Annotated in this window: 11 protein-coding genes; 4 read left to right on the top strand and 7 right to left on the bottom strand. The window is 71.5% G+C overall.

What is annotated here, in order from left to right:
* Positions 1 to 13: 13 nt before the first annotated feature.
* Complete coding sequence (locus tag ACIBH4_RS27640) at positions 14 to 745, bottom strand: LmbU family transcriptional regulator (protein ID WP_362520703.1); 732 nt, start codon at positions 743 to 745, stop codon at positions 14 to 16.
* A 259-nt stretch (positions 746 to 1004) separates the two neighbouring features.
* Between ACIBH4_RS27640 and ACIBH4_RS27635 the strand changes: the two genes are divergently transcribed.
* A complete protein-coding gene (locus tag ACIBH4_RS27635; protein WP_362770169.1) occupies positions 1005 to 2444 on the top strand; it encodes a cation:proton antiporter in 1440 nt (479 codons plus the stop codon).
* 126 nt (positions 2445 to 2570) lie between these two features.
* Here ACIBH4_RS27635 and ACIBH4_RS27630 read toward each other — a convergent pair whose 3' ends face one another.
* From ACIBH4_RS27630 to purF, 4 genes are read right to left on the bottom strand one after another with little or no spacing between them, the layout of a single operon-like run.
* Complete coding sequence (locus ACIBH4_RS27630; protein ID WP_362520697.1) at positions 2571 to 3587, bottom strand: hypothetical protein; 1017 nt, start codon at positions 3585 to 3587, stop codon at positions 2571 to 2573.
* Positions 3588 to 3639: 52 nt separating this feature from the next.
* On the bottom strand, positions 3640 to 4857 hold the full coding sequence (locus ACIBH4_RS27625) for a DegT/DnrJ/EryC1/StrS family aminotransferase (protein ID WP_362520694.1): 1218 nt from the start codon (positions 4855 to 4857) through the stop codon (positions 3640 to 3642).
* The gene (locus ACIBH4_RS27620) at positions 4854 to 5564 is read right to left on the bottom strand and encodes a class I SAM-dependent methyltransferase (RefSeq protein ID WP_362520691.1); all 711 of its coding nucleotides are present in this window, start codon (positions 5562 to 5564) and stop codon (positions 4854 to 4856) included. Before ACIBH4_RS27620 ends, ACIBH4_RS27625 begins: the two co-directional genes overlap by 4 nt.
* A gap of 32 nt (positions 5565 to 5596) precedes the next feature.
* Positions 5597 to 7129 carry an amidophosphoribosyltransferase gene (gene purF / locus ACIBH4_RS27615; protein WP_362520688.1) on the bottom strand — a complete coding sequence of 511 codons (1533 nt, stop codon included), beginning with the start codon at positions 7127 to 7129 and terminating at the stop codon, positions 5597 to 5599.
* Positions 7130 to 7247: 118 nt separating this feature from the next.
* Here purF and ACIBH4_RS27610 point away from each other — a divergent pair, with 118 nt between their 5' ends.
* From ACIBH4_RS27610 to ACIBH4_RS27600, 3 genes are all read left to right on the top strand, one after another.
* Complete coding sequence (locus tag ACIBH4_RS27610; RefSeq protein ID WP_362520685.1) at positions 7248 to 7460, top strand: MbtH family NRPS accessory protein; 213 nt, start codon at positions 7248 to 7250, stop codon at positions 7458 to 7460.
* 70 nt (positions 7461 to 7530) lie between these two features.
* Entirely contained in the window at positions 7531 to 10005 is a 2475-nt protein-coding gene (locus tag ACIBH4_RS27605; RefSeq protein ID WP_362770167.1) for an amino acid adenylation domain-containing protein, read from the top strand.
* Positions 10002 to 13535: a condensation domain-containing protein gene (locus ACIBH4_RS27600; RefSeq protein ID WP_362770165.1), complete on the top strand. Its 3534-nt coding sequence runs from the start codon at positions 10002 to 10004 to the stop codon at positions 13533 to 13535. The genes ACIBH4_RS27605 and ACIBH4_RS27600 overlap by 4 nt, the downstream gene beginning before the upstream one ends.
* 112 nt (positions 13536 to 13647) lie before the next feature.
* Here ACIBH4_RS27600 and ACIBH4_RS27595 read toward each other — a convergent pair whose 3' ends face one another.
* Complete coding sequence (locus ACIBH4_RS27595; protein ID WP_362520676.1) at positions 13648 to 14028, bottom strand: hypothetical protein; 381 nt, start codon at positions 14026 to 14028, stop codon at positions 13648 to 13650.
* Between the two features lie 222 nt (positions 14029 to 14250).
* Positions 14251 to 14820 (bottom strand): TetR/AcrR family transcriptional regulator, encoded by a 570-nt coding sequence (locus tag ACIBH4_RS27590; protein ID WP_399173087.1) that lies wholly within the window; start codon positions 14818 to 14820, stop codon positions 14251 to 14253.
* Positions 14821 to 15065 lie beyond the last annotated feature (245 nt).

Genomic DNA, 15065 nt, shown 5'->3' with positions numbered 1-15065 from the left:
TGTCCTCCGTTCCTCACCCGGCCTTGGCGTCGCGGATCCCGCGCGCCGGGATCTCGCGAGCGGGGATCTCGCCGGTGGCGACCTGGTTGAGGATGAGCCTCGCCCACTCCTCCACGCTGCGGTTCATCCGGCGGGCCGCGTCACGCCACGACTGCTCCTGGTCGACCGGTACGTCGATATGGATGACGGCCTTCTCCTTGGCGGCCTGCGCGGCCCGGTCCGACGCGGAAAGGGCCGCGGTGCGGTGGGCCTTGATCTGGCTGCGGAGACGATTTCTGGACCAGTTGAAGCGTTCTGCGCGATCCAGCCAGAGCATCTGCTCGTGATCGGGGAGCGCGGCCACTTCCGCGTGGTGCTGAAGGCTGAGCTTGTCTCGCCGGCGGGATACCGGGAATCGCCGTGCGACCCAGGCGTAATTACGCAGGGTCTGGATATCCAGGGAGCTCTCCTCGACCGCTCTCTTGTAACGGTCGGTGTATTCGGTTTCGCCGTAGACCAGCCAGTCGCCGAGCCACCAGGCGGAGGAGTCGGCGATGAGGGAGATCTGGTGACCGATTCGCCGCCAGGTGTCGAAGGGGAGGCTCGACGGGAGCTGTAACCCGGTCCTCCGGGGCTTGGCGGACGCGTCCAGGGCCAGTTTGGAGCCCTGTGGGGTACTGCGGCGCGGTGCCGGGACGGGAGGCCTCTCATCAGAGGATGGGGGGACTTGGCGGTTCGCCTCTCGGTTGGGGGAGAGCACCTGCATGCGACTGTTCCTCCGGATTTCTGTGCACTTGGAGTGAGTCAGGTCTGTCCCTTACCCGCCGTTCCGGAAAGCGCACTTTCGATCATGAGTAATTTCGAGACGGCCCTCCTGAGGTACAACGGAAATACGAAAACATGCCGTTGACCAGCTGAGTCTCCAATCAGCTTGGCAATTTTTTTTGCTCTGTGATATAGGCGCCGGTTCAGAATTCAACCTCTCGGAAATGGAATCGATCATGCCGTATCCAAGGTTTCGGTCCGTGAATACGCGCACTTTGCGTCACTCCCTGGTCGCGTACGGTCTCGCGATCGTGCTGCCGTCCGTGCTGGCGCTGCTGATGCTGAGGCTCGACCCGGGGACGGCCACCGGTCCCGTCCCCGTGCCCTCTGCGGAGCCGGGGCGGGAGCAGGAGGTGCCGGCCACACCGCTGCTGCTGCTGTCCATCACGGTGGTCGTCGCGCTGGCCCACTTCGGCGGGGCCGTCTTCCGCGGGCTGGGCCAGCCCCGGGTGATCGGGGAGATGGCCGCGGGCATCGTGCTCGGCCCCTCCCTGCTCGGTGCCGTGTGGCCCGAGGCCTACCGCGCGCTGTTCCCCAGCGCCGTGATGCCGTATCTGAACCTGCTGGCCCAGTTCGGGCTGGCCTTCTTCATGTTCCTGGTCGGGCTGGAGCTGCGCGGCGACCTGTTGCGCGGCCGGGGCCGTGTCGCGGCGCTCTGCGGCCAGGCGAGCGTGGCGATCCCGTTCGCGCTCGGGGTCGCGCTCGCCCTGCTGATCTACACGCCGCTGGCGACCGCCTCCGTCGACTTCCCGGTCTTCGCGCTGTTCATCGGGGCCGCGCTGAGTGTCACCGCGTTTCCCGTACTGGCGAGGATCCTGCTGGAACGCGGGCTCTTCCACACCCCGACCGGGGCACTGACCGTCACCTGCGCCGCCATCGCCGACGTCACCGCGTGGCTGCTGCTGGCCGTGGCGGTCACGATGGCGAAGGGCTCCTCACCCGCCGAGGCGCTGCGCACGCTCGGCCTCACCGTCGCCTTCGCCGCCGTCATGGCCGGGGTGGTACGGCCACTGCTGACCAGGCTGCTGCGCCGGGGACTCTCCCAGGAGGCGACGCTGCCCGTCGTCATCGTGGGCCTGCTCGTCTCGGGGCTGCTGACCGAGCTGATCGGCATCCACCTGATCTTCGGAGCCTTCCTGTTCGGCGTCCTGTTCCCGCGCGACGGCGACGTACGGCTGCGGCGGGTCCGCGAACGCACCCAGGACTTCACCACCTCCTTCCTGCTGCCGCCCTTCTTCGCCTTCGTCGGGCTCAACACCCAGATCGGGCTGCTCAGCCAGGACCTGGCCATGTGGGGATGGTGCCTGCTGATCCTCGCCGTCGCCGTGGTGGGCAAGGTCGGCGGCGTGGTGGTCATCGCCAGGCCGATGGGTGTGCCGGGGCGAGAGGCCGTGCGGCTCGGGGTGCTGATGAACTGCCGGGGGGTGACCGAGCTGGTGATCCTGAGCATCGGCCTTGGCCTCGGCATCATCACCCAGGTGCTGTTCACGATGCTGGTGATCGTCGCGCTGGTCTCCACGGCCGCGACCGCGCCCCTGCTCGGGCTGCTCGACCGGTGGGACGCGCGGCGCGACGGGAGGACGTCGGACGGAGGGGCAGGGGGGCCGGAGAAGGCGGGAGCGGTACCCCGATCCGCCTGAACCGAGATCCGGGCATCGGGGAGACGGGGGATCAGGAAGCCGGCGAGGCGAGAGCAGGAGAGGCGGAGGGCCATAAGCCGGGGAGGCGGGGCGGGGAGGTGAAGAAGCGGGGGAGCAGGGGCGGGGTCAGGAGGCGCGGGGCAGTACCCGGGGCTCCGTGCCCAGCTCGCGCAGCTTGGCGCGGACCTCCTGCGGGCTCTCCCCGGCGACGGTGAGCCGGGAGGTGGCGAACACCTCGCCGTCGGCATCGGCGATCGGGTCGCCGTTGTAGGGGATCTCGCCGCTGAAGCGGGCGGCGTACAAATGGTCGCGCAGCTCGGGCCGGGCGTGCAGGGAAAAGATCGGCAGCCGGGTCGCCATCGCGGCCAGCCGCATGGTGCCCGACACCCGGGGGTTGATCTCCAGCAGGTGCACCTCCCCGGTCCTGGTCAGCAGGAACTCCACCTCCAGGTAGCCGTGCGCTTCGGCCAGGTCGGCCAGCCGCTTGCCGACGGCCCGCAGCTTGCGCTCCCAGGTGCCGCCGAGCATCGGGCCGGGGCACAGCCGCAGCCGCTGCCACGGCGGGACCAGGTCCGGCGAGGTCGCCCCCTTCCACACCGGCGGGAACGTCGCCGTGCCGTGCTCGTCGCGGTAGACCAGCACCGAGTACTCGATCCCGTCGACATACAACTCGCCCAGCTCGTTGGGGGCGAGGTGGCACTCGTCCGCCCGGGCCAGCCGGGTGCCGACACTCTGCGTGCCGTGCCGGTCCTTGATCACCACGGGGGTGTCGGGGCCCGCCTCGGGCAGCGGCTCACCGGCCCGCGCCCACGGCGGGGAGACCAGGCGGTAGCGGTCGAAGAACTCCTTCATCAGGATCTTGTCGCTGCCCAGCGAGGCGCACAGCCGCGACTGGCACTCGGCCCTGTGGCCGAGCTCGCGGAGCCGGAAGGCGAGCAGCTGGTCGCGGCCGAGTGTCGTGTGGCTGGAGTGGAAGACCACCGTCGCCCGTGGCGTCTCGCCGATCGCGTCGAGCAGCGGGGCCACGTCGACGCGGTGGTCCTCGCCGGTGAAGACGGTCCGGTCCCGCGGACCGAGGTCGACGAAGTGGCCGAACCAGCTCTCCAGGCTGGTGGGGGCGACGGCATGGATGACGGGAGACATTTGTCGGCTCATGTGGATTACTCCGGAATCGACGCTGGAAACAGGAATGACGTTACGCGGTACGCGCCATCGAGAATGCGTCGTCGAACGCTTCGAGATACGCACCGACCAGCGGTGAGTTGGGTTCCCAGAGAAAGTTCACCGGCAATTTCATCCACCTGGCGAACAATTCCGTGGAACGCGGGAACGGCCGGTCGTTCACCGCCGCGGCGGCCCGCACGGCGGCGGCGACCGCCGGTGACCAGTCGGGCGCGGTGCCCTGGAAGAGCGGGAAGACGTGCAGCGGCCGGGTGGCCGGGGCGCGCACCTTCAGGCCGCGCTCCTGACCGGCCCTCACCAGCTCGTCCCGGCTGAACGGGCACTCCGGCGTCACCTCGACGACCCCGTCGTACCACGCTCCCATCGTGACGCCCTCGGCGACGGGGGAAGGGCGCACGCCCGGCAGCGCGCCGAGCCCCGCGGACAGGGCGGACATGTTGGCCCCCCTGCGTTCCACCAGCTCGTCCAGGCGGTCGAGGTGGCTCTGGGCGAGCACGGCCCCCGGCGTGGAGATGCGGAAGTTGCCGCCGAGCCCGGTGAGCAGGAACGGCTGGTAGCGGGCGGCGTCGATGGTGAGGTCGGTGCGGTGCCGGAAGTTGGTCAGCAGGCAGGCGCGGGCGAAGACGTCCTCGGAGTCGGTGAGGAGCATGCCGCCCATGCCCCCCGAGATCAGCTTCCTACCGCCCACGCTGAAGACCGAGACGTCGCCCATGGAGCCCACGGGCCGGGAGCGGAAGGTGGAGCCGTGGGCGTGCGAGCAGTCCTCGACCAGCGCGAGCCCGCGCCGGTCGGCCACCGCGCGCAGGGCGTCCATGTCGCAGCTGTGGCCCCACAGATGGGTGACGACGATCGCGACCGTACGGGGCGTGACCAGCGCCTCCACATCCGCCGCGGCCACGTTCCCGTCGGCGTCGCCCGCGTCGCAGAGCACCGGCACCGCGCCCAGCAGGAACAGCGGCGAGGCGGTGCTGAAGAACGTGAGGTTCGGGACGATCACCTCGTCGCCGGGGCCGATGCCCAGCGCGAAGTAGGCGGCGAGCAGTCCCGCCGTGCCGGAGGTGAGCGCGAGGGCGTGGGCACGGCCGTGCCGCTCGGCGAACGACCGCTCCAGCTCGGCCAGTTCGGGGCCGTAGTCGTAGTCGAACGTGCGCCCCAGCGTCACCAGCTCGGCGACCCTGGCCGCCACGCCGTCGTCGTAGACCGGCCACTCGAGCGGGTGCGGCGGGCTCACGCGACCGCCCCCTTGCGGACCACGAGCCTGGTCACCGCGTGGGTGTGCGGTTCCTCGTGGCCCTTGTGCGTGTGCGTGGAGTCGGTGTCGGTGGCGCTCAGCACGGTCCACCCGGCGTACCTGGCGAGGTACCAGTCGTGGGGCAGCAGGACCGGCATGCGCATCTCGCCGGCGGGAGGTACGTAGGCGTGGCCGCGGTTGAACATCAACAGGGCGTTGACCCCTCCCGGCCTGGTCGCGGCCTGGAGCCTGGCGACGACGTCGGCGACCTGTTCCTCGTCCTCCAGCCAGTGCAGGACGCTGCACGCCAGCACCCCGTCGAACGCGGCGGCCTCCAGATCGGCGGTGCGCGCGTCCCCCCGCCGCCACTCGATCCCCCCGGCGTCACCCCACGCCCGCGCGCCGTTCTCCAGCGCGGCGGCCGACACGTCCATCGCGAGCACCTGAGCGCCCCGCTGGGCGAGCCGCACCGCGTTGCGCCCCTCACCGCACCCCACGTCGAGGACGACGGGCGCGCCCGCGCCGGGTGGCGAGGCGGGCGGGCCGATCTCCTCGGGGGCGCCTGGCAGGGAGAGCGCGTCTCCCAGGACGTCGGAGATCCGGTCAGGCCTGCGTCCCCACAGGCAGGCGGTCCTGGTGTACCGGGCGTCGCATCCACCGTCGTCGTCGTACCCGGTCGGCCGTGTGTGCTGTGTGTTAGGTCCCATTTGGCGGAGGCTAGGCGCGGCCTTGATCACCGTCAACGGGGGTGGACGGCCGCCGGAGGCGCCGCGTGCCGCGGGGCCTGTGCGGGTACGAGCTTCAACTTGTCGCGTCCCGGACTCACCGGGGTGGGGTACTCGCCGGTGATGCAGCCCTCGCACAATCCCTCGCCCGACGCGCTGCCGACCGTGTGACGCATGCCCGCCACCGACAGGTACGCCAGGCTCGTCGCGCCGATGATCCGGCACACCTCCCCGGTCTCGCGGCCGGTCGCGACCAGCTCGCCGGTGTCGACGATGTCCACCCCGTAGTGGCAGGGCGCGATCAGCGCCGGAGCGGCGATCCGCACGTGCACCTCGCTCGCCCCCGACTCGCGCAGCAGCGTGACGATGCGCCGCATGGTGGACCCGCGCACGATCGAGTCGTCGACCACCACGACCCTGGCCCCGTCCACCGGCGAGCCGATGGAGAACTTGCGCCGCAGCTTGCGCTCGCGCCGCCGCTGGTCGGGCTCGATGAACGTCCTGCCCACCTGCTCGTCGCGGACCAGCGCCCCGGCCAGCGGGAGCCCGGCCGCCCGCGCGTACCCCCTGGCGGCGGGCACACCGGAGGCGGGAACGGCCACGACGAGGTCGGCGTCCGCCGGGGACTCCAGCGCCAGCCGCTCACCGAACGCCATCCGCGTCGCGCCGGTCCTGGCGCCGCCGATCCTGGAGTCCTGCCTGGTCAGATAGAGGTGTTCGAACACGCAGAAGCTGCGCGGGGCGGGGGCCGCCACGTGGTACGTCCCGATCGGGCGGCCGTCGCGCAGGACGAGCAGTTCGCCCGGCTCCACCTCCCGCTGCCCGGAGCAGCCGAGCGCGTCGAGCGTGCAGGTCTCCGAGGCGACGACCGCCCTGCCCTCGGCGAACCCGGCGACCAGAGGGCGTATGCCGTGCGGGTCCCTGAATGCCACGAGCCGGTCGCCGACGGCGCACACCACCGAGTACGCGCCGCGCAGCACCCGCATGGCCCGCGCGACCGCCGCCACGATCGGGTCGGAGTCGGGGCAGTCACTTTCCTGAGGGGCCGGGCCATCGATGGCGTCCAGGCCGTTCGGACGATCCTGAGCGGCCGCGCCGTGCAGGCCGTTCGAACCGTCTGGCCTGTTCAGGCCGTCGGCGAGGAGGGCGAGGATGACCTCGGAGTCGCTGGTCGAGCGGAACCCGTAGCCCTCGCGGCCGAGCCGGGCGCGCAGCTCGGCGGCGTTGGTGAGATCCCCGTTGTGCGCCAGCGCGATGCGCCGCGCCTCGTGCACGAAGGGCTGGGAGTTCTCCAGCAGCGTGGCGCCCGTGGTGGAGTAACGGGTGTGGGCGACCGCGAGCCTCCCGGCGGGCCAGTCGTCGCGGGCGGAGTCACCGCAGTCCGAGCGCGAGGCGAATCCCAGCGACCGCCGGACCTGCACGCCCCCCGGCCCGGCCACCGCGATGCCCCACGACTCCTGGCCACGGTGCTGCAGGGTGACGAGCCCGTCGAAGGCCGACCGCCCGGCGGCCCCTTCGAGAACGGATACACCGGCTATTCCACACATAGCTCCCCTTCAAAACCCTAACATTTCGCGGAAAGTGCGTTAAATCGCTTCTGCTTGACCATGGCATTGTTTGATTGCAACGTCGTGTCGAATGGCGAATGAGGCAAAGGAGACCCGAATGGCAGAGTCAGTGGATACGACCGAGTACACGGTGGTGCGCAATCACGAGGAGCAGTACTCCATATGGTGGGCCGACCGTGACATTCCCGAGGGCTGGCGCAGCGTCGGCCACAACGGCACCCGTGAGCAGTGCCTGGCCCACATCGAGGAGGTCTGGACGGACATGCGTCCGTTGAGCCTGCGCCGCTGGATGGACGGCGAGCGCCCCTGACCCGCGCGCCCGCCGCCGACGCGCCCGCCGACGAACGGTCCCCCGAGGACGGTCCCCTAAGGAGGAGCCGATGGACACGATCCAGGAGCACGACGCGCGCCTGGTCGTCGAGGAATGGAACCGCACCGAGCTGGCCGACGAGCCGGCGACCGTCATCGAACGGTTCGCCGCCCAGGTCGCCAGGTCGCCCGACGCCACGGCGCTGACGGACGAGGAGGGCACGACCCTCACCTACGACGAGGTACGCCGCGCCGCCAACCGCCTCGCCGGACACCTGCTCGCCCTCGGCCTGCGCCCCGAGGACCGCTGCGCCGTCTACCAGCGCCGCTCGGCCGCCATGGTCGTGTCCATGTTCGGGACACTGGCCGCCGGTGGCGCGTACGTGCCGATCGACGAGGGCAACCCGCCCGAGCGGGTCGAGGCGATCCTGCGCGACGCCGGCACCGCCGTGGTGCTGGCCGACTCCACCACCGAGGCCGAGGTGCCGCCCGGCCCGTGGTGCGTGGTCAACGTCGACGACCACCCCGGCAACGACGAGAGCGACCCCGAGGTTCGGCCGCACCCGGCCAACCTCGCCTACGTCATGTACACCTCGGGCAGCACGGGGACCCCCAAGGGCGTCCTCATCGAGCACCGCGCGGTCACCGCGTTCGTCAGGGGCGCCCAGCACCTGTACGGGCTCTCTCCCCAGGACCGCTTCGTGCAGTTCTCCTCGATCGCCTTCGACGTCTCCACCTTCGACGCCTTCGGAGCACTGCTGTCGGGCGCGGCCCTGCACGTCGCCTCCACCGAGACCCGCACCTCCTCGACACGCTTGCGCGACCTGCTGCGCGAGCGCCGCATCTCCGTCTACATGGGCACCCCCGGAGTGCTGAGACTGCTGGAGCCCGGCGACTTCCCCGACCTGCGGGTCATCGCCGTCGGAGGCGAGAGCTACTCGGGCGAGTTCACCACCCGCTGGGCGGCCGGACGCAGGTTCGTCAACAGCTACGGCCCCACCGAGACCACCGTCGGCGTCATCACCCAGGAGTGCGAGGGACACTGGGACGCCTCGCCGCCCATCGGACGCGCCATGCCCAACCACCGGGCCTACGCCCTGGACGAGTCGATGCGCCCCGTCCCGATCGGCACGGTCGGCGAGCTGTACGTCGGAGGCCCCGGCCTCGGACGCGGCTACCTGGGCCGCCCCGGCACGAGCGCGGCCTCCTTCGTCCCCGACCCGTTCGCCACCACGCCCGGCGAGAGGCTCTACCGCACCGGCGACCTGGTGCGCTGGACGCCCGAGGGTGAGCTGGTCTTCGCCGGGCGGGCCGACCGCCAGGTCAAGGTCCGCGGCGTCCGCGTCGAGCTGGAGGAGATCGAGGCGACCCTGTGCAGGCACCCCGACATCGCGCACGCCGTGGTCGAGGCGGAGGCGAGTGACGACGGCGACGCCCGCCTGATCGCCTACGTCGTCTCCACCGCCCCCGAACCCCCCGGCGTAACCGAGCTGCGCGAGACCGCGGCCAGGTGGCTGACGGCCCCGCTGGTGCCCAACGAGTTCGTCCACGTGCCCGAGATCCCGCTCACCCCGGCCGGCAAGGTCGACCGCGACGCCCTGGCCGAGGCGAGGGGGCGGCGCGCGGCCGCCGTGGAGACCGGCGGCGACACCAAGAACGCCGAGGACGCCGAGGACGCCGAGTGGACGCCGACCCGGCGCAGGGTGGCGGAGGAGATAGTGAAACCGCTGCTCGGCGTCGACTCCCTCGGCCCGCACGACCACTTCTTCGAGCTGGGCGGCACCAGCATCCAGGTCATCCAGCTCCTCGGCAAGGTACGCACGATCTTCGGCATCGAGGTGCCGGTCGTCGAGTTCTTCGACCGGCCCACCATCGCCGGGGTCGCCGACGCCGTCGACTCCGAGGTCCGTTCCGACATCAAGGACATCGTCCGCGAGGGCTGGGACGACATCGCCGACCGCTACGCCGCCTTCCAGTCGGAGTTCTCCGACGGCCCCCGCATGACCTGGACCGGCCACCTGCTCGGCATGCTGCCCGACGAGGACGCGGCCGTGCTGGAGCTGGGCGTCGGCGGCGGCCACGAGTCGTCGCGCCGCCTGGCCGAGGCACACGACCTCACCGCCGTGGACATCTCCGCCGAACAGCTCAGGCTCGCCGCCAAGACCCTGCCCGGTGCGACGCTCGTCCAGGCCGACATGGCCGAGGCGGAGTTCCCCGACGCCTCCTTCGACGCGGTGGTGTCCATCTACACCCTCACCCACCTGCCGAGGGAGGAGCTTCCCAGCCTGCTGAAGGGCATCGCCCGCTGGCTCAAGCCGGGCGGCCTGCTGCTGGCCACGCTCATGACCGAGGACATCCCCGGCGCGGTGGAGGAGTGGTTCGGCTCGACCATGTTCTTCTCCGGCTTCCCCACCGAGGAGAACCTGCGCCTGCTGCGCGAGGCGGGCCTGGCCCCCGAGCGCGACGAGGTCGTGGCGCAACGGACACCGCTCGGGGAGTCGCGCTTCCTCTGGGTGATCGCGAGAAAGACGGAGGGGCCCTCGTGACCGGCCTGCCCGTCCGCACCGCCCCGCTGTCCTACCTTCAGGAGCAGCTCTGGTTCGTCGAGCAGGACGATCCGGGCAACGGCTCGTACAACGAGCTGAAGGTGCTCGTCCTGGACGGCACGCTGCAGGCCGCCAGGCTCGGGCGGGCGCTGGAGCAGGTGGTCGCGCGGCACGACGTGCTGCGCACCACCTTCGTCTACCAGGGCGCGGAACCGGTGCAGGCGGTCTGGGAGCGGGGGCCCGTGCTGCGCGAGGCGACCGTCGGCGGCGAGCAGGCGCTCATGGAGTACGCCCGCGAGGTCGCCGAGGCCCCCTACGACCTCGCCTCGGGACCGCTGCTGCGCGCCTCGCTCGTCACGCTCGGCGCGGACCGGCAGGCGCTGGTGCTCGGGGTCCACCACATCATCAGCGACGGGTTCTCGATGAACCTGCTGCTCGACGAGCTGGACGCCGCCTACCGGGGAGAACTCCCCGGTGGATCCCGGAGCGGATCACACGATGATCCGCCCGGCGAATCGCGGAACGGGCCGCCCGGTGAGTCGCGGAACGGTTCGCGGGACGAGCCGCCCGGCGAGTCATCGGACGGGACGCGAGGCAGGTCACCGGATGAGCCGCCCGCCCAGTACGGCGACTTCGCCCGCTGGCAGCGCGAGCAGTTCGCCGGGGGTCGCCTCGCCGCCGACGTCGACCACTGGCGGCGGGAACTCGACGGAGCGCCCACCGTGCTCGAACTGCCCGCCGACCGGCCCCGGCCGCGCCGCCGTGCCGGCGCGGGCAGGCGCGAGCGCTTCCGGCTCGACCCCGCCCTGACGGGCCCGCTCGGCGAGGTCGCCGAACGGGTCGGCGGCACCGTCTTCACCGTGCTGCTCGCCGCCTTCGCCGCCACCGTCTACCGCTACACGGGACGCGGCGACATGGTGCTGGGCACCGGCGCCCCCGGCCGCCCCGGGCGCGAGTTCGACGGCGCGCTCGGCTTCTTCGCCAACATCGTGCCCGTACGGCTGCGCCCGGCGGGCGAGATGCCCTTCACCGAGCTGGCCGACGCGGTCAGCGAGGCCGCCTTCGACGCCTTCGACCACCAGTACGTGCCCTTCGAGAAGCTCGTGGAGTTCCTGCAGCCCGAGCGAGACGCCGGGCACACCCCGCTCGTGCAGGTCGTCTTCACCATGTGGGACGCCGGGGCGACCGAGCGTTCCATCGGCGGCGTGCCGGCGGCGGAGGTCGAGGTGACACGCGGCCGGTCCCGCTTCGACGTCGCGGTCGAGGCGGTGCGCCGGGGCGACCGGGTCGACCTCTTCGTCGAGTACGACGACACCCTCTTCGACGAGGCCACGATCGCCCGGGTGATGCGCCACTACGACCGGGTGCTGCGGGCCGTCGCCGAGGACCCCGCCCAGACCCTGGCCGACATCCCGATGATCGGCCCGGAGGAGCTGGTAACCCTCATCCAGGGCGACGTGACCGTGCTCGACCACGACGGCAACGTGCTGCCCGCCGGGGCCGTCGGCCGGCTGGTCCACCGCTCAGGCGGCGAGGGTGTGGCCGATCCCAGCGGACGCCTCGCCATCCGCAGGCCCGACGGGCGGGTGGTCGAACGCGGGCGCGAGGACCGCCTGGTCGGCATCGGCCCCTTCCAGGTGCAGCTGGAGGACGTCGAGGAGGCACTGCGCGCGCATCCCGCCGTACGCGACGCCGCCGTCGTGGCGGTCGAGGGCGGCGCGGGTCGCGAACTGGTCGCCTACGCCGTCGCCGAGCCGCCGCCCGACGAGCTGCGCGCCACCCTCGTCGAGCGGCTGCCGCAGTACATGGTGCCCGCCGTCATCGTGCCGGTGGACCACATCCCGCGCACCGAGGACGGCCGCGTCGAGACCGGCAGCCTGCCCGACGCCGGCGAGCGCGCGGAGCGGACCGAGCTGCCCGCCCTGGAGGCCGCGCTCTGCGTCATCTGGGCGCGCGTCATGAACCTCGACGAGGTGGAGCCCGACGACGACTTCTTCGCCCTGGGCGGCCACTCCATGCTCGCGGCCCGCCTGGTGCGTGAGATCGCCTCCGTGCTCGCCGTGCGCGTACCGCTCATGGCCCTCTTCGAGAACTGCACCCCCGCCGACCTGGCCGACTACATGGCGGCGAGGCATCCCACGCTGGAACACACCCTCGGCGACGCGGGCCGCGCGAGCCGTACGACCCCCGCGGGGAAGGCCGGGGAGATCGAGCGGGACGGCGAGGAGCCCGACACCAGCGCGCTGTCCACCGCGCAGCTGCAGATCTGGATCAACGAGCAGCTCGCGGGCGGCGACGCCCGCGACTTCATCGCCGCCGTCACCTACCGGGTGCGCGGCCCGCTCGACGTGGACGCCCTGCGCGGCGCGTTCGACGCGCTGGTCGCACGGCACGAGAACCTGCGCGCCCGCGTGGCGCTCGTCGGCGACGTGCCGGTGCTGCGCTTCGATCCCCGCGTACGCGTCGAGTTGCCCGTCGAGGACCTCACCGGCCTGCCGGAGCAGGAACGCGCGCGGGAGGCGGCCCGCCGCACCGCGAGCGACGCCGACCGCGGCTTCGACCTGTCCACCGCGCCCCTGGTGAGGGCCACCCTCTACCGGCTCGGCGAGAACGACCACGTCCTCGCGCTCGTCCAGCACCACCTGGTCACCGACGGCGTGTCCATCGGGCTGCTCGTGGGCGAGCTGGGCCGCCTGTACTCCGAGCGGGACGCCACCCCCGCCGCCCCGCACCTGCGCTTCGCCGACTACGTCGCCTGGGAACAGGCCTGGCTCGGCGGCCCCGAGGCCGCGGCCTCGGAACGCTTCTGGCGCGAGCGGCTGCGCGAGGCGCCGGAACTGGTCCTGCCCAGGACCCGCGGCGGGCGGCGCGAGAGCCGCGACACCGAGATGATCGCCCACCGCCTGCCGCACGCGGAGTCACGGCGGCTGCTCGCGCTGGCCAGACAGAGCAGGGCCACCCCCTACATGCTGGTCACGGCGGCGTTCGCGGCGATGCTCGCCCAGTGGAGCGGCCAGGACGACGTGGTGATCGGCACCACCGCCGACAACCGGCCGCTGCCCGGCCTGGAGGGCGTGGTCGGCTGCTTCGTCAACATGGTGGCGCTACGCGTCGACTGCGGCGGCGACCCCACCTTCACCGAGCTGGCCGGACGGGTGCGCAGGACCGTGCTGGAGGCGTACGCCCACCAGAGCACCCCGTTCAACGAGGTGGTGCGGGCCTTGAAGATCCACCCCGACCCACGCAGGATGCCACTGTTCCAGGTGACGTCCGACTGGGCCGGCGACGGGCCGGCGATCCCGGAGCTGGCCGGGTGTGAGGTGGGGTTCGACTACGTACACACCAGGGCGAACCGCTACGAGTTGGAGATGTACGCCGGGATGGCGGGAGAGCAGGTGGTGCTCGACCTGGAGTACGCCGTCGAGCTGTGGGACCGCAAGGAGGTCGAGGAGCGCCTGTCGCGGGTGGCGGCGCTGCTGTCCCGCGCCGTCGCGGAACCGGACACCAGGCTCTTGGAGCTGCTCAGCTGACCGACCCCCTTGGTGAGGCGACCTTCCTTCGCGGGGGTCGCCTCATCGGGTCGTGTTTCCCGCCGTTGGGTTGTCGGGAAACGCGCCGCCGCGAGCCGCGCGTCGTCGGTGGTCACCGTGACACCGAGACCACTTTGGGGTTGGGGTCAGCTTCGGGAGCGGAGAGCTGCAAGGGACAATCCGGGCGAGGGCCTCGCCCGCCTGCAGGCCTTCCGAGCGGGCCCGACCGGCGCCGCCTCGCCCCCTGGCCCGTGACACGTGGCACGGCGCGCATGTCGTAGAGGAAGCGCTCGTCCTGGAGGAAGGCGATCAGTGGGTGCGGCCCCTCGTCCGGCTCGACGCCGACGAAGCGGTTGTCGCCGACGTGGACGTAGCGGGCGGTCGTGCCACCCTCCCCGAACTGCGTCACGAGGTCGTGCGGGGTGTCGGTGATCTCCAGTCCGGTGGTTATGTCAACAGGCAGGGTGTCGCAGACACAAAGCTGTCGCACCACGGCTTGCTGCACAGGGTCAGACCAGTCCCACCTTCGGCGACGCAGTCGGATTTCGACAAGCGTCAGAACTGGCAGAGCCGCGCTCTCATCGCTCTCGCACGCATCCTGAAACTTCACAGGCGTAGCCGGCATCAGCCGGGTGACCACCCCGGACCGCATCTTCGCCGCCGTACCACTAACCGGATCCTTCGCTCGCGGCATGCGACCTCGTGTCGCACCTTGTCATAGCGGGCGGCGCAGCCCGTCCAGCACGAGGGTGATGACCCCGTCGGCCTCGGCCCGCCAACCGGGGCGGTCGTGGGCCGCGCCGATGCCGTGCAGCGCCATCATGACGGCGCCGGCATTCACGTCGTCGCGGACGGCGCCGTCCCGCGCGGCGGCGGCCACCAGGTCGGTGACGGCCTGCTCCAGCGCCCGGCTGCCTTCGGCGAGTACGCCCGAACCGGTGGCCATGAGTGTGGCCAGCGTCCGGGCGAGGCCCTGGTGGGCATCTATGTGGTCGACCATGCCGCGTAGGAAGGTCGCCAAGGCCTCCGCCGCGGGCAGCGTGGCCTGCAGCCGGCGGGCGCGGTCGCACAGCGCGGCGACCTCTCCGTGGTAGACCGCCTCGGCCAGTGCCTGCCGGGTGGGGAAGTGGCGGTACAGCGTGCCGGTGCCCACCCCGGCCAGGCGGGCGAAGTCATCGAAGCGCAGGTCGAAGAAGTCGCCGGCGTCGAAGACCTCCCGGGCCTTGGCGATCAGGGCCTCACGGTTGCGCCGGGCGTCGGCGCGCAGCGGTTTGGCGGCGGTCATGCGATACCTCGCGTTGACAAATGGAGATTACCTCCATATTTTGAAAGTGGAGATGATCTCCGATTTGATTGTATCCCACGAGGTGCAGCTTGAAGATCCTGATGTTCGGCCGAGGCACGATCGCCACCATCTACGGCTGGGCCCTGGAAAGGGCCGGTCACGACGTCGAGTTCTACGTCCGGCCCGGACGCGCGGCGACGTACGGCGAAGCGATAGACCTCGACCTGCTCGACGCGCGACGAAGG

This window comes from Streptosporangium sp. NPDC050284 (assembly GCF_044459525.1).
Classification (GTDB): Bacteria; Actinomycetota; Actinomycetes; order Streptosporangiales; family Streptosporangiaceae; genus Streptosporangium.
This window is presented reverse-complemented; position numbering and strand designations above follow the sequence as displayed.